Raw genomic sequence first — 20,296 nt, 5'->3', positions numbered from 1 at the left:
GTTTTTTTTTGACGCTCAGCATTGTATTACCAATATTTGTATTGTGGAAGAAATAGCAGCCGTTAGTTACATGAAGTGCAATGAAGGCGTCACTTTGTGGCGAAAAGAGCACACTTTATGATAAAAATTAAGCAAATTACACTGATTGATTTACAGGCTCTGATTTGCAATATAAAAAACGAGCCATGAACAATCATAGCTCGTTTCATTTCAATTTTGGTTTCCACTAAAACACGATTTTTATTTTAAAAGCCTTCAACCCCTTTCATTTCTGGTAAATGGTGCGCAATACCTTTATGACAGTCTATGCACGTTTTACTGCCATCGGCGAGCGCCGTTGAATGCTGCTTTGATGCACGCGTTGATTGACGAGTGAAATCCATATAAACAAACTCATGGCAATTACGACACTCTAATGAATCATTCTTTTTCATCCTAGTCCATTCCCGTTCAGCCATTTCACGCCGACGGGCTTCAAATTTTTCAGGTGTCGATATTGCCCCAGTAAGCCAAGCAAACACTTCTTTAGAAGCTTGCATCTTACGCGCCATTTTATCTGTCCAATCATGTGGTACATGACAATTAGAACAAATAGCACGTACACCAGTACGGTTCGTAAAGTGAATCGTACTTTGTATTTCTTGGTACACATCATTCTGGTGACAACTGGCACAGAATTTTTCAGTATTGGTTAACTCCATTCCTGTATTAAATGCGCCCCAAAAAATAATACCCGCAATAAATCCGCCTAATGTTAAAAAACCAAGGCTAAAATATTTAGGGGGTTGCCTGATAACACTCCACCATTTTTTAATCCAATTCCACATACTGGTTTCTCCCTCACTGCTCTTGACCTATTAACGAGTCAAGATCGGTAAAATCAGTATCCACCAGCAATTTGGCATCTGATTGCGTTACATGGCATTGTTGACAAAAATAACGTCTAGGTGAAAGCTCTGCCAAAAAATTACCATCACGATCCATGAAATGGGTTACGCTGATCATGGTTGCTTGCGTGTCTGCCACACGACTTCTTGCATGACAAGACATGCACTTATTCGCCTTTATATCGACCTGATAGTTATCGATTTTGTGAGGAATAAGTGGAGGCTGCATTGGATAGCTACGCGCAGGTATTATGTCTGTGTTGAGTGTCTTGGTCATGGGCGGCGGGGTTGGCTCTTTATTTAGCGGGGCTTTTCTGAGCGTCGCTAAATCAGAATCAACGGTAGCGGCCACACTTACCGTTATTCCTACAATCACTACCGCCGCGAATAAAACCGCCGACATTAATCGTTTCATTTTCATTCCCCCTTATGCCTTCACAATCTTGACTGCACATTTCTTGAAGTCAGTTTGCTTAGACAACGGATCGGTTGCATCCAATGTCACCTTGTTGATGAGCTGGCTAGCATCAAACCATGGAACAAACACCAAACCTATTGGTGGCTTATTTCTGCCTCGCGTTTCTACCCGTGTAATAATCTCACCACGGCGAGACACCACTTTTACCGCATCACCACGACGTAACCCTCGTGATTTTGCATCTTCAGGGTGCATAAATACTTGTGCATCGGGGTAGGCTTTAAACAATTCAGGCACACGTTGTGTCATTGAACCTGAATGCCAGTGCTCAATAACACGCCCCGTACTTAACCACATGTCATATTCTTCATCTGGGCTTTCTGCAGGCGGTTCATACGGCAATGCGAAGATAACCGCCTTACCATCAGGTTTGCCGTAAAACTCAAAACCAGCCCCTTCTTTCACATAAGGATCAGCCCCTTCACGATAACGCCACAAGGTTTCTTTACCATCAACAACTGGCCAACGTAGACCGCGTGTTTCGTGATACATATCGAAAGGTGCTAAATCATGCCCATGGCCACGACCAAACTCGGCATATTCTTCAAATAAACCTTTTTGAACATAGAATCCATAATAGTTAGCTTCGTCGTTCAACTTCCCTTCAGCAAGATCGCTAAGCGGGTATTTGTTCACTTTACCGTTAACATACAGAACATCGAATAACGTTTTGCCTTTGTAATCGGGATTGGCATCAAGCAATTCTTTAGGCCAAACTTCATCGGTTTTAAAGCGTTTTGAAAACTCCATCAACTGCCAAAGATCTGATTCTGATTCTCCAGGTGCTTCCACCATTTGATGCCAAAGTTGTGTTCTACGTTCAGCATTACCGTACCCACCTTCTTTTTCTACCCACATTGCTGTCGGCAAAATTAAATCAGCAGCTTGTGATGTGACGGTTGGATAGGCTTCAGAAACCACAATGAAATTATCTGGATTACGGTAGCCCGGTAAGGTTTCTTCGTTTATGTTGGCACCCGCTTGCAGGTTATTATTCACTTGGATCCAGTACGCATTGATCTTACTGTCTTTTAGCATCCGAGATTGTAATACCGCATGCGCCCCTACTTTGCCAGGTATTGTTCCATCGGGTAGTTTCCAGATTTTTTCTGCCGTTTTACGATGCTCAGGGTTAGCAACCACTAGATCGGCGGGTAATCGATGGGCAAAAGTGCCCACCTCTCGTGCTGTGCCACACGCTGAAGGCTGACCCGTTAGTGAGAATGGACTGTTACCCGGTGTGGATATCTTCCCAGTTAATAAGTGAATATTGTAAATCAAATTATTACACCATACGCCACGCGTATGTTGATTGAATCCCATAGTCCAGAACGAGGTAACTTTGATCTCTGGATTCGCATAAAGCTCGGCAAGTTCAATCAACTTCTCTGGTTTAACACCAGAAAGTTCACTGGCTTTTTCAACGGTATATTCCGACACAAATTCTTTGAATTCTTCAAACGTCATTGATGTTGAATCACCACTATCTGGGTTCTTCGCCGCTTGCTGTAGTGGGTTTTCAGGGCGTAGCCCATAACCAATATCAGTTGCTCCACGTCTGAAATTTACATGTTTAGAGGTAAAGTCTTTGTTGACCTTATCGTTGGTAATAATGTAATTGGCAATATAATTAAGAATGGCTAAATCAGATTGGGGAGTAAAGATAATAGGAAGATCAGCCAACTCGAAACTACGGTGCTCGAACGTGGATAACACAGACACCTTCACATCAGGTACTGATAAGCGACGATCGGTTATTCGTGTCCATAAGATGGGGTGCATTTCTGCCATATTTGACCCCCATAAAACAAACGCATCGGCTGCTTCTATATCATCGTAACAGCCCATAGGTTCATCAATACCAAAGGTCCGAATAAAACCAACAACCGCTGACGCCATACAGTGCCGAGCATTCGGTTCAAGGTTATTTGAACGAAAACCTGCTTTCATTAACTTAGAAGCCGCGTAGCCTTCATAAATCGTCCACTGACCAGAACCAAACATGCCTATCGCTTCTGGTCCTTTTTCTTTTAATGTTTTCTTCCATTTTTCAGCCATGATATCAAATGCTTGATCCCAGCTGATTGGGGAAAACTCACCGTTTTTATCATACTTACCATCAGTCATTCTTAACAGTGGCTGAGTCAGGCGGTCTTGCCCATACATGATTTTTGATAAAAAATAGCCTTTCACGCAATTCAATCCACGATTAACAGGTGATTTAATGTCACCATGTGTGGCAACTACTTTACCTTCTTTCGTGCCCACGTTAACCGAACAACCTGTTCCACAAAAACGACAAGGTGCTTTCTCCCAGGTTAACTTTGTTAGTGAAGCATCAGTCACAACATTACTAGCACTTATTGGTATCGACATACCTGCCGCAGCAGCTGCCGAGGCAAAAGCCTGTGCTTTAATAAACTTCCGTCGAGAAACTTTCATTATTACTTCTCCAGCGTTACTCGTTTATTACTTCATTAATGGCATCTGTGTACAGGCTGTATTACATCCCCTCACCCCGTTACAACTTGTAGGAACCACACAAAGAAGCCATAGCCACCAACAGCAGCAAAAGCCAAGGTTGGAAATAAAATAACAGTGATAAAAATAAAGGCTTTTAGTTCGATGCGACGTTGGTTTTCGTGTTCCATACGCCTACTCCATGTTCATTGAGTTACTGTTAACTCTAGTCATAGATGAGAATTTTGATAAGTAAGTGAAAAAATATTCGCAATAACTGTCTGCTTATCATTACTAAGAAAACGAATAGTTGAACAATCAATACAATTTGAACGACATAAATTGAAATAATTGCCAATACAAGCGAAAGATAATTAATGCTATTATTTGTACATACCATTCAGATATATAGGGATTTTTGCTCTTAATATTCAAAGCAAACATTCTAAAAGGACGTTAAATTCTCATGACAATCAGTAAGACAAAATCCAGTTATTATCGCCGCCTGTACGTTGCACATTTAATAGAAACAGGTATAGCCAGTGTGCCAGCACTTATTGAGTACACGGGTATGCCGCGTCGTACAGCACAAGATACGATAAAAAGCCTTGCTGAATTAGACATCGAATGTGTCTTTCAGCAAACAAAAGGAGAGCGAAACCACAGTGGCCACTACACAATAACCAACTGGGGTGCCATTAATAAGCAATGGATTAAAGAGAACTTAACCGATATTAAATCAGCGTTAGATTACCCATAAAGCACGCTCGTTCATCATTTATCTTTACGCCTTTACATCACCTCGGCATAATTACGCGCAATAATCCTCATCGATTTATCTTCGACAAACGGAATGACTCTTGGAATTACTATCAATTGATTTTCTTGGCCAGCCTTTACGCATAGAAGGCTCTATGGCTGGCTGGCAACAACTATTTTGGAATAACACCTTAGTTTCACAACTTAACGCAAATACCGACCATAACGATAAGCACCTGCATGAATTTGAACTGACTAATGGCGATGAAATCATTAAATGCAGTGTAGAGGTGAATCTTAGCTGGCAACCTTTTTTGGTTGAATATAAAGCGACTGTAAATGATCAGCTCGTTGCTGACGGCTCGCGTAATGAAAAAGACATTGAACAACAGACCCCACAAGTTGCACCTAAAGCAGAACGCCGTTTCAGCTTAATAGGTCTTGCATCGTTAGGAATGAAAGCACTAAAAAGTGCGAAGTTAATTAAAGTGGTATTGGCTTCTGCCAGTCTTGCTGCTTATTCATGGTTATTCTCAATTCAGTTCGCCTTAGCATTACTGGCTTGTTTAGTGTTTCACGAATACGGTCATATTCGTGCGATGAAGTACTTTGGCATGAAAACGAAAGGCATTTACTTAATCCCATTCTTGGGAGGTTTAGCATTAAGTGATGAAAAAATTAATACACGTTGGCAAGATGTTGTTATCTCGATTATGGGGCCACTGTTTGGCTTAATCATGTCAATTGCCTGCGTCATTGCCTATTGGGTAACCGGAAACATGTTCTTTGCTGGGCTTGCTGTTTTTAATGCCCTATTAAACCTGTTCAACCTGTTACCGATCCTACCTTTAGATGGTGGGCATGTACTTAAAAGCATCAGCTTTTCGATGAACAGTAAAGTGGGTATCGCTTTATGCCTATCTGCTGCGATTGGGGGCGTGGTATTAAGCTATACATTAGGCTTAACATTATTCGGTTTCTTATTGATTATGGGCTGTGTTGAAATTCTATTTGAATGGAAACACCGCCATCAGAGTCATTTATTGCCATTAGATCGTTATGGCCAAATCTTCTCGTTCGCTTGGTATGTTGGCTTAGTAAGTTCGCTTATTGGCATTATATGGTACTTCGCGAGCACAGGTGATGAGCTACTACGATTACCAATGCAGATTCTTGGCACTTAGAGCGGAACGATAAAATAAGAGCGCTTCAACATTGTTGTTCCGTCCTAAAAAAAGAGCGGTGCTTGTATAAGCCCCGCTCTTTTTGTCTTTACTGTATCGTTAACATCAAGTATCTAATCGCTCGATATTACGGCTTAATTTATTTTTTCTTGTTCATCATTGCTTTTAAATCAGCAAATGGATTAAACGTCGCAGCTTGGTGATCATCTTCACCCGCCACAATAACACTGCCACTTTGTTGATCATGTTCAGTGTATTTTTCATGTTCATGATCGTGACAGAAAAGACACAATAATTCCCAGTTACTACCATCTTGAGGATTATTGGTATGATCATGATCCATGTGGTGAACCGTTAATTCACGCAAGTTAGAATAAACAAATTCACGAGAACAACGCCCACATACCCAAGGGTAAATTTTCAGTGCTTTTTCTCGGTAACCTTGCTCTTTACGAGCATAGCTGGCACTTGTGCCATAATGATCAGACGACATATCTCAACCTGTATTTCTTTAATCAGCTCTATTTAGCATAAATTCAAATCACTGTTTTTAGCAATACTCATCAAAAACAGCACCTGAAATGCATTCACACTAACCAGTAATATACCCATTGAAACACTGACACGGGTAGTAGTGCAATACAGAAGTCACAAGGATATGGAGATAGTCACAGACACAAATAGAAATGGCGTATCAAATATATTAAAAAGTAACCAACATTGAGCCTAAAAATGAATAATAAACACGCATATCACTTGGCTTTTTATTGGGTTTAGAAGTCTAACAAAATCAACATCAAGCTATGACATAGTTATGTCAATCTCGTGATTGGTTGTAAAATAGACTAAGACACCGATTCTTATTAGTTTTGGGACAAAAATTGCTGTTCGATTAGATGTAATGCAATGCTGTTATGGTAGTATTTATCCCAAATTGTTCATAGTGAATCGATTTTTCACTGTTAAGAGTAAACGAATTATGGCTTTTGATTTTTCTAGTATGACTGTTGATCTGTCAACGATGCCAACCACGATTGACTTAGGTCATGCTTGGTTAGGTGGTTTAGTTTTGGTTTTATTGGTGCTGTATATTGCTAAAAAAGGCAAGCCAGTAGAAGTGGAAAAGATTGTTGAAAAGCAAGTCGAAGTAGAGAAAATCGTAGAGGTTGAAAAACCTGTCGAAAAGATTGTTGAGAAGATCGTCGAAATCCCAGTAGAAAAAATCGTTGAAGTGGAAAAGATTGTTGAAGTTGAACCAAAACTAAAAACATCGGCACCTGACGCTGCACTTCAGTTGCTTTCACTGCTTCAACAAGAAGCTCGCTTTATTGACTTTATGCAAGAAGACCTTAAAGGCTTCGCCGATGCTGAAATCGGTGCTGCTGCCCGTGTTATTCACGAAGGCGGCCATAAAGTACTAAACGAATACTTTAGTTTTGCCCCAATCCGTTCAGAAGACGAAGAGAGCCGTATCTCACTACCTGCTGGCTTTAATGCGTCAGAAGTACGCCTTACTGGTAACGTAGTTGGCGAGGCTCCATTCAATGGCACTCTAATCCACCGTGGTTGGAAAGTGACTGATGTTAAACTGCCTAAACTAGCAGAAGGTCACGATGTACGTATCGTAGCAGCCGCTGAGGTAGAATTATAATGCAAGATAATCAAGAACATCAATTTAGCGTTGGTATCGACTTGGGTACCACGCACTGCGTATTGTCTTATGTTGATTTGCACGATGAAGACGCAAGCGTTCAAGTAATGCCAATCCCTCAACTAACTACGCCAGGTAATGTTGAAGAGAAAGATCAACTTTCTTCATTTATGTACCAAGCACACGAGTCTGAGCTTGCATCAGGTGATACTTCATTACCTTGGAATAGCCAGCCTAATGCTATTGTCGGTGCAATGGCGCGCACGCTAGGTAGCAAAACCCCTATTCGCTTAATCTCTAGCGCTAAAAGCTGGCTTTGCCACGGTGGTGTAAACCGTCGCGATGCATTCTTGCCGCTAAATAGCCCAGAAGAAGTAGCAAAAGTATCCCCTGTTGATGCGACCTGTGCGTATTTGTCGCACTTGGCTGACGCGTGGAATAATCAACGCCCTGACACCCCACTGTGTGATCAAGATGTCACGATTACTGTTCCTGCATCTTTCGACCCTGCAGCACGTGATTTAACGGCTGATGCTGCACGCAGCATTGGTCTTAAACACCTTACATTGCTTGAAGAACCTCAAGCAGCAGTATATAGCTGGATCAAGAACAACGATGCTACATGGCGTGACCAAGTCAATGTTGGCGATATTATTCTTGTTGTCGATATTGGTGGCGGTACAACTGACCTTTCATTAGTTGCTGTAACTGAAGAAGATGGAAACCTAACACTTAACCGTGTTGCAGTTGGTGACCATATCTTACTGGGTGGCGACAACATGGACCTTGCCCTCGCTTATCGTTTAAAGATGAAACTCGCTCAAGATGGTAAACAGTTACAACCTTGGCAAATACAAGCCATTACTCATGCTTGTCGTGATGCTAAAGAAGCATTATTAAGCGATGCTGAATTAAGTGCAGTACCAATTGTTGTACCTAGCCGCGGCTCTAAACTGCTTGGTGGCACCCTTCAAACCGAACTAACACAAGAAGAAGTGCAACAAACACTGGTTGAAGGCTTCTTCCCTCGCACAAGCGTAGAAGAGCACCCAGTACAAACTGCACGTGGTGCACTAACGCAAATGGGCCTACCATATGCACAAGATGCCGCGGTTACTCGCCATGTAGCGCACTTCTTAAGCCGTCAGTCTACTGCGGTTGATGAGTTATTTGAGAAGTACGACCAACTTCACGATGGTTTTATTCGCCCGACTGCGATTTTATTCAACGGTGGTGTACTTAAATCATCGCTGATTTCAGAACGCTTACTTTCTATCATGAATAACTGGCTAACAACGGCTGGTAGTGAAGAAGCTAAATTACTTGAAGGATTAGATCTTGATCTAGCGGTTGCAAGTGGCGCGTCTTACTATGGCTCAGTTCGTAAAGGCCAAGGTGTACGTATTCGTGGTGGTATCGCAAGTAGCTACTATGTGGGTATCGAAAGTTCTATGCCTGCAATTCCAGGAATGGAGCCACCACTAGAAGCATTGTGTGTAGCACCATTTGGTATGGAAGAAGGCTCTCATGCTGAAGTACCTAGCCAAGAGTTCGGGCTTGTTATTGGTCAGCCAGTACAATTTAAATTCTTCGGTTCAACCGTTCGTCGTGAAGATCCAGCTGGTACTCACTTAGATTGGTGGCAACCAGAAGAATTAGAAGAACTACCCGCGATTCAGGTAACACTTCCTGTTTCTGATGGTCGTAGTGTTGGCGAGATTGTTCCCGTACGCTTAGCCTCTCGTGTTACAGAATTAGGCACGCTTTGCTTAGAAGCAATTCCAAGCGATGGCGGCCAGAAATGGCAAGTTGAATTCGACGTTCGCGAAGCTTAAAACCCTACACATACGGCGCATCATACGATGCGCCGTAATTTTAGGTCTCTATATACCACTCTATACGAATAGCTGATCTTCAAATAAACATCTGATCATCAATTTAAATCAAATGGTATTGAACCAGTTGTCCTATAACACAATATTTCCTGAACATTCTCATTGCTTATTTCAATTTCATCACACTATTGTGCAATGATCTCAGGACTGACTCTGGAGCAAAAAATGTCTTCACCCTCTTCACCTCGCTTTCTTGTCGGTATCGATTTAGGTACGACACACACAGTTGTTGCTTACTCGCCAATTCCCCAAGATTCTGAACCGCATTCATCAGATCATGCGCAAGATAAAACTGCATTTCTTGCCGAAAAAACACAGCGACTGGAATCAAGCCCGATACAAATATTTGAAATTGATCAGCTAATTGCCCCCGGTGAAGTGGCGCGTAAAGCCTTATTGCCATCTTTTCGTTACCACCCAGCACCAGGGGAAATGAATGAAGCTGAACTTGTTCTACCTTGGGACATTCAGCCTGTCGAAGGCGAAGTCAGCAACGCTATTATTGGCGAATTCGCACGCGATTTAGGTGCAAAAGTTGAAGGTCGCCAAGTTGTTAGTGCTAAAAGTTGGCTATCCCACACTGGTGTTGATCGCAGTGAAGCAATTCTTCCTTGGTCTTCAAGCCGCCAATCTTCTATTGCTTCTACCGGTAATATTGAAAAAGTTTCACCTGTTGTTGCTAGTGCCAGTTATTTAAATCATGTACGCCAAGCATGGGATTATCACCACCCTGACAGCAAATTATGCCACCAAGAAGTGGTGATCACTGTACCTGCATCCTTTGATGAAGGTGCTCGCGCATTAACTATCGAAGCTGCTGCTATGGCAGGCTTACCCAATGTACTTTTATTAGAAGAGCCACAAGCCGTTTGTTACGACTGGTATGCTCAAAATAAAGAGAACGCAGAAACACTACTCCAAAACATTCCATTATTAATGGTGTGTGATGTGGGTGGTGGTACAACCGATCTAAGTTTAATCAAAGTCGGAACTGAAAAAGGCAAGTTATCCCTTAACCGTATAGGTGTAGGTGATCACCTTATGCTAGGGGGTGATAACCTTGATTTAGCCCTCGCCCATAAAGCAGAACAACGTTTACACGGTGACACTAAAAAATTAAGTGCAGCAGGTTTATCTAAGCTGATTCAGCAAACACGAAAAGTAAAAGAACAGCTGTTGTCTGGCAACGCACCTGATACTGCAAAAGTCACGTTACTGGGTAGTGGTTCACGTTTAATCGGTGGAGCCAAAACAATAGAACTAACGCGACAAGAAGTGCACGACATTGCCTTAAACGGTTTCTTTCCTGAAACAGAATTTGACGACCAACCGAGTCATAGACAAGCGGCGGTTGTTGAATTTGGCTTACCGTATGCGGCAGATCCTGCTATTAGTAAACACCTTGCGCAATTTATAGATCTGCACGACAGTGTTTGTCGCGATGCATTACTGACTCATAATCAACATGCAGAGACAAAGATTGACATCATCGATGGTCAGCCAATTATTCCGTCAGCTGTATTGCTGAACGGTGGCGTATTCAATAGTCCATTATTGACCAACCGAGCACTTGATATTTTCTCACATTGGCGTGGTGACAGTGTCACGGAGTTAAGTAACCCCCACCCTGATTTAGCCGTTGCTTATGGTGCCGTTGCGTATGCAAAAGCACGACATGGGGCGCAGTTAAAAATTGGTGGTGGCTCAGCGCGTTCTTTCTTCCTAATGCTGGGTGATAAAAAGACAAACCAACAAGGTATTTGTTTACTACCTAAAGGTATTGAAGAAGGTACTGAAGTTCGCTTAACCCAACGTAAATTTGCTCTAACTCTGGGTGAACCTGTTCGTTTCAATCTTATTTCATCAACTGATGATAGCCAGATTGAAGCGGGAGGATTATTAACAATTGATGAAGAGAATAACGAAGGAAATTATGTTGATCTTCCTCCGTTTATTGCAACGCTAGACAGTGAACGAGATCGTTCAGAATTAGCCGCAAACCAAAAAGATCGCGAAGAAGTGACGCTAGCTTGCCAACTAACAGAAGTGGGTACGCTACAAATTGAATGTGTCAGCGTGACAGATGAAACTAAACGTTGGAAAGTCGAATTCGCGATTCGTAAGAATTTAGCACGCCTTAATCGAGATAAAGATAATTCAACACTTGCTGAGCAATTATTGCCTAATCGTATCGATGAAGCAAAATCTGCCATTAAACTTGTTTATGGCGGCAGTAAAAATACGAATAACCAAGCGATCAACAGCGGTAAAGCCATCAAAACGCTGCGTAGTGATCTAGAAAAAATGATTGGTAAGCGTGATAACTGGGACGTACCTTGTTTACGTGAATTAGCTGATACCTTAATCGACAGTCGTAAACGCCGACGTCGTTCTGATATACATGAGCGTAATTGGTTGAAACTGACTGGTTTCACAATGCGCCCTGGTTTTGGCTACCCAGCAGATGAATTCCGTATGGAACAAATCTGGGCATTATATCAACACGGTGTACAATTTGATTCCAATACGCAAACATGGAGCGATTGGTGGACATTTTGGCGTCGCATCGCTGGTGGGCTAACCCAAGATCAGCAGCTTATTATTTTTAAAGATATCGCTAAATATATTAGTCCGAATGCAACGCGTAACAGTAAACTAAGCAAAGAAATGCAAGAACGCAGTTACGAAGATATGGTACGTTTAGCAGCATCTCTTGAGCATTTACCGTTCGAAAACAAGCTACAACTAATCGAATCGTTATTTGGCCGCTTACAAAAACCGCAATACTCACAGGCACATTGGTGGGCTCTTGGACGTATAGGCACACGTAGCCCTTTCTATGGTAGTACGCATAACTTGCTATCGTCAGAACATATTTCATACTGTTTACCAGAACTCATGGAGTTTGATTGGCGCAAAGATCCTAATATTGGTTTTGCCGCAGTAATGATGAGCCGAATGACTGGCGACCGTACGCTCGATATTAATGACGCAAATAGAACCAAAGTCGTTAACAAACTGAAAGCAAGTAAAGCACCTGAAAGTTGGATTCAAATGGTATCTGAAGTAAAAGTATTAACAGAAGCAGAAACTAAGCGAGTGTTCGGTGATGCACTTCCAACAGGATTAAGGCTCATCGGTTAAGCTTTCGTTAGGGTAAATGTTGTTATCATAAGCTCATATAAATCATTTTTACCAAGTTCAATAGATAGTAAGTCTATTGGATCTGAGTTTAGAGAAAATAGTGAGTAGAGTTATGACACATTCCCAATTTAAGTTAATTGCTCAACGTATCTTTAAATCTGAAGAGCAACGTTCTGCCGTTGCAGCAGTAATCTTTGATGGATTATCAAGCTATGAAGCAGAAAAACGTTTTGAACTACCGAAAGGCACTTTGTCTCGTAATGTACGTAAGTACAAAAGTGAAGTTCATTACATAACGAACGTTGCTGCAGCTTAAATGTCGAATTGAGTTTAAAAAAACGGAGAGCTTATGCTCTCCGTTTTCTATATTAACAATAACTCTAAGGTAAAAGTTCTAGGTAGTGTCTAATTAACTATTCATACCTAACTTTCTAGCAAAGTCATCTGACGAACGTAGCTTCGCACACATCCAAAAGAGTCCAATACTTGCCGCTAATAAAGCGATTAATGTCACTATTCCCAGACTAAAAAAGACTGTAACTGGGCTATCACTGGTTAAAATCTTAAACGGCAGATTATAAATCTGGCTAATCCAATCCCCTACTACGCTGCTACCAAATACCATATAAGTCATTAATTTAATCATAACGACCGCAATAAATAAGGTCACTAACGGGTGATTTGTGATTTGCGACAGAACCATCAACAAACAAGCAACGGGTAATAATGCTAGGCTCACTAATACCATACGTCCTAAAAAATCAAACCAATGCATAATCAAGCTAGCAAAACTGATTGATGATGTCGCCAGCATATCAGCAGGCATAAACCAACTAGCCAATACCCAAACAATAACATCAGAAAACAGCAATAATACAGAAGCAACTAAAGGAATAACTACTAATGCAAAAATCAATTTCACGGCTATCGCAAGGTTATCTGATACTGGCATTGAACGCCAAAACATCAAACTTCCTTCTTGGCGTTCTTTACGTAGTGTTTTCGGTACATAAGAAAAGAAGGTAATTGTTGCGACAATACCAGCTACAATAATATTTAACTTTCCTATAATACCCGCATAACCCGTCACATTAGAAAAACCAGCCCACTCATCCATACCTGAAATTTGATAGCTGATATTTAAATTATCACCACCACTCATCACAAGCATAAAATTAACAACGGCAAAAATAGCCAAGAACAAGGGCAAACGTGTAACCAATTTATGCTCTAAGAATTCTTTCTCAAGCATGTAGATAACAGGGCTCATAGCTGCCCCTCCTGTTGCTTTGCAATGAAAATGTCGGCTAGATTAGGCTGGGATAACTTACCTAATGGTACAAGTAACTCCCGTTCAATATTTTCAAATAATAAATAATGTTGCCCTAATCCTGACTTTTCATAAATAGGAAATAATGCCTCTGCTGAAGACAAATTCGCTTGCTCAACAGTTACAGCTGTATAGTTATCTTCAATATCAGCTAATGGAGCTTGTAATACTACTTCACCTTTTCGAAGCATTAATACATCTGTTAACAGGTGCTGAATTTCAGACACTTCATGACTCGCAATAATTAATGCTCGGTCACCATCATGAAACCACTCCATTAAATAACGATAAAATGTATCGCGGTAAATCAAATCAAGACCTAACGTTGGCTCATCTAAAATCAGTATTCTCGTATCAGTCGACATCACCAATGCAAGGTGCAACTGTACTTTCATGCCCTTTGAAAGACTGCCGATTTTACTTTTATTCTTTATGTCTGTTTTTGATAAAAATTCATCCATTTTTTTTCGATCAAAATGAGGATGAACACCCGCTGTATATTTAATAAGTTGAGAGACTTTCATCCACTCGGGCAATACTGCCACATCAGAAATATATGCAAGTTGTGAAACTATTTGTGCACGATCTTTTTGTGGATTTAATCCAAAAACACTCATTTCACCCATATAATTTTGGGCACCAAGAATAGATTTAATCAATGTCGATTTGCCCGCACCATTATGACCGAGTAAACCTAAAACTTGCCCTGCTTTAAGTTCGAAACTTATATTCGATAAAGCTTTTTGCTGGCGATAAGACTTACTTAGCTTTTCAGCTTTAATCAATACTTCCACTTTTCACTCTACCATTCTTTTCTAATTCAATAACAAGCTCATCAATCGACAAACCAATTCTATTTAACTTATCTACAAGTTCAGGTAACTCTTTATGTAAGAAGTATGATCTCTGGTTTTCTTGAATAACATCCATAGCACCAGGTAACACATACATTCCTTGACCTCGCTTCTTTTCAATTAACCCCTGTTCAACCAATAACTGATAGCCTTTCATTACGGTTAAATGGTTAATTTTCAAATCAGCGGCAACAGCCCTTACCGATGGTAATGCCGTACCCTCTAGCCATGTGCCATCAGCTATCTGCTCAATAATTCGCTGGCTCAACTGTTTATATATTGGTAACTCATCATTCCAGTCATTCACCGATCACTTACTCATCGCACTCACTGTTATAGTGATATATAACACCAACACAATGAAATGCCAAGCTTCATCGCATGTATCATTGATTCAATTCGCAAAATATTAGAATGAATAGAGCTACGCCACTGAAGCAAAGACATATGAATGATATGGCCAAAACGAATTAGCCAGAACTACAATTAAAAAAGGATAAGGAATGTTATGAGCAATAAAGTGTTTATAAGGAAGGATTACAGGGTATGGAGCCAAAAGGATACAACCGCACTTCCTCAATATTCAGAAAGGCGGTCGATAGTGCTTACTAAATTATAAACCTAATTTAAATAACGACAGTTAATAGTTCCACTTAAAAACGAGTTCGAAATAGTGAAAATGTTGACTTAAATTTTGTATCAATCACATATATAGTTACACAAAATAGTCAGGCTGGTATGTATATTAAATTAGGCAAATAATATTACTATAAACATAGAATTTCAATCAGCAATCGATAACATTCAATTGCTGACGTCAGGAATACTTAAACCAACCCTAAGGGTTGTTTTTCGTGAGATGTCTTAATAATCAGAAGTTTATGATAAATTATTCCGCAACATCGTCTTCTGAAACGATATCCTTTCCCATTAACTCTTCAGGATGAACGCCATCTTTTTCCATTAGTGCCAATATCTCATTCATACGAACAAGACGTGCTTCTTCTTTAAATTCATGTAATACAGCAATAAGGTTATTGATCTTATAAAGAGGCATACGTTTAATTACAGCTTTTTGACGACCTGGTACTTCATCAGCAAAGTCAGTCAATGCTTGACGATAATCAAAACGCTCTTCACTTTTAACGTTTTTTTGTGGTTCTTTAATAATAGTGCTTGAATCAACAACAGTTGTGCCAGATTCAACACCTTTTAACATTTCACTCAGCGCTTTTTCTGCAGCTGCAAAACTATCCATGAATTACCTCAGGAGATCTTACGAATCAATCACTGAGCTTGGTAAAACTCAGGGGATTGTATTAACAATAATTCCCATACAAGAAAAATTTCTGTATAGGTCATTCGTTCATTACGTAGGTTGCATACAATTAGCAACCCATCTGAAAGACGAGATTGAAATCAGTTCTACCAACTAACACACCAAGAATGATACTTGGATAGTTTAATTATAATTGAAATTCGCGATTTAGATGTCATAGATGACGACTTGAATGTTAAATATACCTGTAGAAAGCATCTATGTGAACATAAATTTATCTTTACAGAATAATTAGCCTAAATATATCGCCAAATATGTTCGTCTACTGCCTTTTATGATTCAACATAACCAAGCAACCACTACATAGGTGCAACCTAATAAATGCATTAAGTTAACAACAAACACTTAGTCTAATAATACACTCAAAAGTAACAGATACGCAATTTTAAACAATTTATTCTTTTTTGACAATTATTATTATTCTTTGTTTTCAATAGACTATAATAATATCATCGATTACATCTCAGAATTTCCCCTCATGCCACTGTATCTAAAAGCTCATTTGCACTTACAACAAACTGCCACGTTTATCATTCAACAGACTCAACATCATCAGTTTTGTGTATCCACCATTCGTGTATTCTTGCTTTTAGTCGGAATAACCAGTTTCTCAGCATTTGGATCCATTCCTGTTTCTGGTAATTTTACAGCATCGGCTACCTGCCCTGCCTTTCAATCTTTTCGAAAAGAAACAAATCCAGATAATATCCAATTGATCAGTAACCGACGCTATGAAGCATTATCGATAAATAAAATAAACGGGCAGTGGATTCAGCTTCGTATTCCTGGCGCATCTCCAGCTGTTCGTTGGGTTAACAAAGACTGTGGTACTGCAGATTTTAAACTTAACAGTAATGCAGCAAACAATACAAAGAATCCAAATAGCTGCCAAATTCCCAATGATTTTGACTCTTATGTGTTAGCTGTTACGTGGCAACCAGGCTTTTGCGAGCATGCTAACTATAAAGGGCGTAAACCCGAGTGCAATGCTATTAACAGTGGGGAAAAAACGATATCACATTTAACGCTTCATGGCCTGTGGCCAAATAAAAGAAGCTGTGGCATTAACTATGGTTACTGCGATAGTCAGGCAACACTTAACCTATCATCTGCAACAATCAAAACAATCTCGCCGTGGATGCCTAACTTTTTTTATCAAAATAGCTTTGGTGAGTATCAATGGAAAAAACATGGCGCATGTCAGAATTTAAACGATGATGACTATTTTTTAACAGCGATTGACCTAGTGAAAAAAGTAAATTCGTCCCCTATTGGCCTTTATATAGAGCAAAACATTGGAAAAACAGTCTCTGTTTCTGAGTTCAAAAATCAACTGACGCAAACACTAGGCACCAATGCGGTTAATCGCATACGCTTATCGTGCAGTAAAGGTCGTTATCTAACAGAAGTTCAATTAAACCTAGAACGAGATTTTAACCCTAGTGACAACTTGTTAAGCCAGTTAGAAAGAGCACCGAAAAGCAGCCGTTTTCAAGGTAATTGTAACAGTTTGATCCATATAGAAGAATCTGGTCGATAACTAACCTCTAAGCAAGTACAACAACTGGTAATTTGGCGTAAGGTAAAAAAAATCAACTATGAATCTCATTTCTATTTTTACATTAGAGACAAACCAAAAATACTCGTAGTAACATTAAACAGATTCCTTGAGGAGACAAAAATGGAAATATACCCTACATGTAACAAATGCGGGCAATCTGATGAATATTTGGTTAGCCATGAAAACAAATACATTTGTATATGTGGACATGAGATCAAAATTACAGAATCGACCCTAGAAAGTAATGATGTACACCATGATTTAATGAATTATCAGAAAGAAGATTCTTATCAGATTCACTAAGAGCAACAACAGCGCCAACTCCTTTGAGGTTTAACACTTCTCTGCATAATATAAAAATTAAGACTAGGCACTGGCATTCACAGTTTACTGTAGATAATTCTAAAACTCCCTTTGGGGAGTTTTAACTTCCCATAATCAAACTTCATCTGACCACGCTATAAATTATGTCTATTGAACGACACATTTAAGTACCTAATATTGGTATCAACTTTTTCAACCCGAAAGAGCATTGTGTTGATTCACTCTTTATTCAGATACCCTGCTAAAAAATCCACAATAAAATAATGTTATTACGTGTTTGTTACAAACATGAAGTCAAATATAACCAGAAATGCAGCTTTATTAACCACATTAAACGTTAACAGTAGGTTAAATATCTGTTTATTTACAATTGTACACCGTACTTTACCAGTCTCGTTAAAACAATACGAGGATTACCTAAATCATTGTTATATAATTAAAAATTAAACAGAACATAATACCATATACCCACATCTCATATAAATCATTCATAAAACGTGATCTACATCACGCTGATATTTTGGAATTTCATGCTAAATTTCAGCGCCTTATTAGGGTAATGCTATCGATTCAATGTTTCACAATTGTAAATGCAACTGGTTTCAACACCATGCAATAGTGGAAAATAAAAAATATAAATTAAGAATCGTATTCATGAACAATAACTGAAATGGATGTTTCAGTTCGCTCATCAACGTCCGTTGAATGAGACTTAGTTACAGGATAATTTTATGAGTGTTTTAACATCAATGAATGACGGTCTAATGACGGTTATCAACGCGGTTAACGGTGTTTTGTGGGGCCAAGTACTTATTTACCTACTTGTAGGTGTCGGTGTTTACTTTACTGTACGTTTAGGCTTCATCCAAATTCGTCAATTCAAACACGCTGTTGGCGTGCTTAAAAGTGGTAAGAATACCGAAACAGGTATTAGTTCTTACCAAGTGTTTTGTACATCAATGGCTGCTCGTGTCGGTACTGGTAACATGGCAGGTGTAGCAGTTGCACTAACAGTCGGTGGCCCTGGTGCAATCTTCTGGATGTGGGTTATTGCCCTATTCGGAATGGCAACCGCTTTTGTTGAATCAACCCTTGCCCAAGTATACAAAGTAAAAGACGTCGACGGTCAATACCGTGGCGGCCCTGCTTATTACATGGAGAAAGGTTTAGGTCAGCGCTGGATGGGTTCCCTATTCTCTGTATTCCTTATCATTGCATTCGGTTTAGTCTTCAACGCTGTTCAAGCAAACACAATTACAGATGCGCTGAACCATTCATTTGGTTTTGATGAAACAACAATGGGCATCATTATTGTTATTGCCTCTGCTTTCTTCATCATGGGTGGCTTAACTAAAATTGCTAAAGCCTCTGCTCGTATCGTTCCTGTAATGGCTGTAGGCTACTTAGCTGTTGCAGCACTTGTTGTTGTAATGAACATCACTGAATTACCAGCGGCACTAACATTAATTGTTAAGAGCGCATTTGGTTGGCAGGAAGCTGCCGCAGGTGGTGTTGCTTATACAATTGCTCAAGCAATGCAGAGTGGTATCGCTCGTGGTCTATTCTCTAACGAAGCGGGTATGGGTTCTGCTGCAAACATCGCAGCAAGTGCAACACCAAATCCTAACCACCCTGCATCACAGGGTTTCGTTCAAATGCTAGGCGTATTTGCCGATACTATCGTTATTTGTACGGCTTCAGCTGCAATGATTATGCTTTCAGGCGTAATGGATCAACCTGATGCAGCTTCTGGTATTGGTCTACTACAACAAGCACTAACGAGTGAGCTAGGTGGCTGGACAACTTACTTCATGGCAGCAGCAATAATTCTTTTCTGCTTCTCATCTATTATAGCTAACTACAGCTACGCAGAAACGAACATCATGTTTTTGAACGGTAATACGAAGAAAGGTCTATTTATCTTCCGTTTAGCTGTTCTTGGTATGGTTATGTTTGGCTCTGTCGCTTCTCTACCTGTGGTATGGAATCTAGCTGATGCGTCAATGGGCATGATGGCACTGATTAATATTGTGGCATTGCTTCTACTCTCTAAGTTGGCATTCAAAGTTATCAAAGACTACGAAACACAGCTTAAAGCTGGGAAAATACCAGAATTTGATCGCTCTAAGTTCCCTGAATTAGAAGAGTTAGATGGTGCATGGCACCCTGAAACAATGAAAGAAGCACGTGTGAAGTCATAGTTAAGATCAGTAACGTTTGACTTACACAAGCAACAAGAAAGCCAGTGCAATCGCACTGGCTTTTTTATTTTCAATATCCAAGCGACCTCAAGATTAATAATGTACTTAACGAGTAGACCGGACGTATGTTTAAATAATAAATCATAACATTCAGTAATGATTCAGCACATGTTGATATTATGAACAGACAAAAAACACGTATATTTACTGTCTCTAGCCTGAAATATTT

General features: G+C 40.0%; 18 protein-coding genes. 9 read left to right on the top strand and 9 right to left on the bottom strand.

The window, feature by feature from the left end; translation table 11 throughout:
• Positions 1–245 precede the first annotated feature (245 nt).
• The 4 genes from C9J48_RS23720 to C9J48_RS23705 form a co-directional block, all read right to left on the bottom strand.
• Positions 246–827: a NapC/NirT family cytochrome c gene (locus C9J48_RS23720; protein WP_006232049.1), complete on the bottom strand. Its 582-nt coding sequence runs from the start codon at positions 825–827 to the stop codon at positions 246–248.
• Positions 828–840: 13 nt separating this feature from the next.
• Complete coding sequence (locus C9J48_RS23715; RefSeq protein ID WP_006232050.1) at positions 841–1,302, bottom strand: nitrate reductase cytochrome c-type subunit; 462 nt, start codon at positions 1,300–1,302, stop codon at positions 841–843.
• A gap of 12 nt (positions 1,303–1,314) precedes the next feature.
• Positions 1,315–3,807, bottom strand: a complete 2,493-nt coding sequence (napA, locus tag C9J48_RS23710) for a nitrate reductase catalytic subunit NapA (RefSeq protein ID WP_006232051.1) — start codon at positions 3,805–3,807, stop codon at positions 1,315–1,317.
• A 71-nt stretch (positions 3,808–3,878) separates the two neighbouring features.
• Positions 3,879–4,016, bottom strand: coding sequence for a periplasmic nitrate reductase, NapE protein (locus C9J48_RS23705; protein WP_006232052.1), 138 nt, complete (start codon positions 4,014–4,016; stop codon positions 3,879–3,881).
• A 275-nt stretch (positions 4,017–4,291) separates the two neighbouring features.
• Between C9J48_RS23705 and C9J48_RS23700 the strand changes: the two genes are divergently transcribed.
• Positions 4,292–4,585, top strand: a complete 294-nt coding sequence (locus C9J48_RS23700; protein WP_006232053.1) for a winged helix-turn-helix domain-containing protein — start codon at positions 4,292–4,294, stop codon at positions 4,583–4,585.
• Positions 4,586–4,685: 100 nt separating this feature from the next.
• Entirely contained in the window at positions 4,686–5,768 is a 1,083-nt protein-coding gene (locus C9J48_RS23695) for a site-2 protease family protein (RefSeq protein ID WP_006232054.1), read from the top strand.
• A gap of 139 nt (positions 5,769–5,907) precedes the next feature.
• Here C9J48_RS23695 and C9J48_RS23690 read toward each other — a convergent pair whose 3' ends face one another.
• Positions 5,908–6,261, bottom strand: a complete 354-nt coding sequence (locus C9J48_RS23690; protein WP_006232055.1) for a YajD family HNH nuclease — start codon at positions 6,259–6,261, stop codon at positions 5,908–5,910.
• Positions 6,262–6,768: 507 nt separating this feature from the next.
• On the opposite strand from C9J48_RS23690, the gene C9J48_RS23685 reads away from it, so the two are divergent.
• The 4 genes from C9J48_RS23685 (at position 6,769) to C9J48_RS23670 (ending at position 12,774) form a co-directional block, all read left to right on the top strand.
• Positions 6,769–7,419: a DUF2760 domain-containing protein gene (locus tag C9J48_RS23685; protein ID WP_036803727.1), complete on the top strand. Its 651-nt coding sequence runs from the start codon at positions 6,769–6,771 to the stop codon at positions 7,417–7,419.
• Positions 7,419–9,254 carry an Hsp70 family protein gene (locus C9J48_RS23680; protein WP_006232057.1) on the top strand — a complete coding sequence of 612 codons (1,836 nt, stop codon included), beginning with the start codon at positions 7,419–7,421 and terminating at the stop codon, positions 9,252–9,254. Before C9J48_RS23685 ends, C9J48_RS23680 begins: the two co-directional genes overlap by 1 nt.
• 225 nt (positions 9,255–9,479) lie before the next feature.
• Positions 9,480–12,458 carry an Hsp70 family protein gene (locus C9J48_RS23675; RefSeq protein WP_006232058.1) on the top strand — a complete coding sequence of 993 codons (2,979 nt, stop codon included), beginning with the start codon at positions 9,480–9,482 and terminating at the stop codon, positions 12,456–12,458.
• A gap of 112 nt (positions 12,459–12,570) precedes the next feature.
• Positions 12,571–12,774, top strand: a complete 204-nt coding sequence (locus C9J48_RS23670; protein ID WP_006232059.1) for a hypothetical protein — start codon at positions 12,571–12,573, stop codon at positions 12,772–12,774.
• A gap of 93 nt (positions 12,775–12,867) precedes the next feature.
• Here C9J48_RS23670 and C9J48_RS23665 read toward each other — a convergent pair whose 3' ends face one another.
• The 4 genes from C9J48_RS23665 to C9J48_RS23650 form a co-directional block, all read right to left on the bottom strand.
• A complete protein-coding gene (locus C9J48_RS23665; protein ID WP_006232060.1) occupies positions 12,868–13,728 on the bottom strand; it encodes a hypothetical protein in 861 nt (286 codons plus the stop codon).
• Positions 13,725–14,582 (bottom strand): ABC transporter ATP-binding protein, encoded by an 858-nt coding sequence (locus C9J48_RS23660; protein ID WP_006232061.1) that lies wholly within the window; start codon positions 14,580–14,582, stop codon positions 13,725–13,727. Before C9J48_RS23660 ends, C9J48_RS23665 begins: the two co-directional genes overlap by 4 nt.
• Positions 14,566–14,949 (bottom strand): GntR family transcriptional regulator, encoded by a 384-nt coding sequence (locus C9J48_RS23655; RefSeq protein ID WP_006232062.1) that lies wholly within the window; start codon positions 14,947–14,949, stop codon positions 14,566–14,568. Before C9J48_RS23655 ends, C9J48_RS23660 begins: the two co-directional genes overlap by 17 nt.
• A gap of 582 nt (positions 14,950–15,531) precedes the next feature.
• Complete coding sequence (locus C9J48_RS23650; protein WP_006232063.1) at positions 15,532–15,900, bottom strand: hypothetical protein; 369 nt, start codon at positions 15,898–15,900, stop codon at positions 15,532–15,534.
• Between the two features lie 559 nt (positions 15,901–16,459).
• On the opposite strand from C9J48_RS23650, the gene C9J48_RS23645 reads away from it, so the two are divergent.
• The 3 genes from C9J48_RS23645 (at position 16,460) to C9J48_RS23640 (ending at position 20,067) form a co-directional block, all read left to right on the top strand.
• Complete coding sequence (locus C9J48_RS23645) at positions 16,460–17,521, top strand: ribonuclease T2 family protein (RefSeq protein ID WP_006232064.1); 1,062 nt, start codon at positions 16,460–16,462, stop codon at positions 17,519–17,521.
• A 141-nt stretch (positions 17,522–17,662) separates the two neighbouring features.
• Positions 17,663–17,845 (top strand): hypothetical protein, encoded by a 183-nt coding sequence (locus C9J48_RS27740; protein ID WP_006232065.1) that lies wholly within the window; start codon positions 17,663–17,665, stop codon positions 17,843–17,845.
• Between the two features lie 752 nt (positions 17,846–18,597).
• The gene (locus C9J48_RS23640; protein WP_006232066.1) at positions 18,598–20,067 is read left to right on the top strand and encodes an alanine/glycine:cation symporter family protein; all 1,470 of its coding nucleotides are present in this window, start codon (positions 18,598–18,600) and stop codon (positions 20,065–20,067) included.
• Positions 20,068–20,296 lie beyond the last annotated feature (229 nt).

This window comes from Photobacterium profundum (assembly GCF_003026285.1).
Lineage (GTDB): Bacteria > Pseudomonadota > Gammaproteobacteria > Enterobacterales > Vibrionaceae > Photobacterium > Photobacterium profundum.
This window is presented reverse-complemented; position numbering and strand designations above follow the sequence as displayed.

Excerpts from the sequence above, each read along its gene's own strand:
- C9J48_RS23720 (WP_006232049.1), bottom strand. The coding sequence starts at position 827 with ATGTGGAATTGGATTAAAAAATGGTGGAGTGTTATCAGGCAACCCCCT.
- C9J48_RS23715 (WP_006232050.1), bottom strand. The coding sequence starts at position 1,302 with ATGAAACGATTAATGTCGGCGGTTTTATTCGCGGCGGTAGTGATTGTA.
- napA (WP_006232051.1), bottom strand. The coding sequence starts at position 3,807 with ATGAAAGTTTCTCGACGGAAGTTTATTAAAGCACAGGCTTTTGCCTCG.
- C9J48_RS23705 (WP_006232052.1), bottom strand. The coding sequence starts at position 4,016 with ATGGAACACGAAAACCAACGTCGCATCGAACTAAAAGCCTTTATTTTT.
- C9J48_RS23700 (WP_006232053.1), top strand. The coding sequence starts at position 4,292 with ATGACAATCAGTAAGACAAAATCCAGTTATTATCGCCGCCTGTACGTT.
- C9J48_RS23690 (WP_006232055.1), bottom strand. The coding sequence starts at position 6,261 with ATGTCGTCTGATCATTATGGCACAAGTGCCAGCTATGCTCGTAAAGAG.
- C9J48_RS23685 (WP_036803727.1), top strand. The coding sequence starts at position 6,769 with ATGACTGTTGATCTGTCAACGATGCCAACCACGATTGACTTAGGTCAT.
- C9J48_RS23680 (WP_006232057.1), top strand. The coding sequence starts at position 7,419 with ATGCAAGATAATCAAGAACATCAATTTAGCGTTGGTATCGACTTGGGT.
- C9J48_RS23675 (WP_006232058.1), top strand. The coding sequence starts at position 9,480 with ATGTCTTCACCCTCTTCACCTCGCTTTCTTGTCGGTATCGATTTAGGT.
- C9J48_RS23670 (WP_006232059.1), top strand. The coding sequence starts at position 12,571 with ATGACACATTCCCAATTTAAGTTAATTGCTCAACGTATCTTTAAATCT.
- C9J48_RS23665 (WP_006232060.1), bottom strand. The coding sequence starts at position 13,728 with ATGAGCCCTGTTATCTACATGCTTGAGAAAGAATTCTTAGAGCATAAA.
- C9J48_RS23650 (WP_006232063.1), bottom strand. The coding sequence starts at position 15,900 with ATGGATAGTTTTGCAGCTGCAGAAAAAGCGCTGAGTGAAATGTTAAAA.
- C9J48_RS23645 (WP_006232064.1), top strand. The coding sequence starts at position 16,460 with ATGCCACTGTATCTAAAAGCTCATTTGCACTTACAACAAACTGCCACG.
- C9J48_RS27740 (WP_006232065.1), top strand. The coding sequence starts at position 17,663 with ATGGAAATATACCCTACATGTAACAAATGCGGGCAATCTGATGAATAT.
- C9J48_RS23640 (WP_006232066.1), top strand. The coding sequence starts at position 18,598 with ATGAGTGTTTTAACATCAATGAATGACGGTCTAATGACGGTTATCAAC.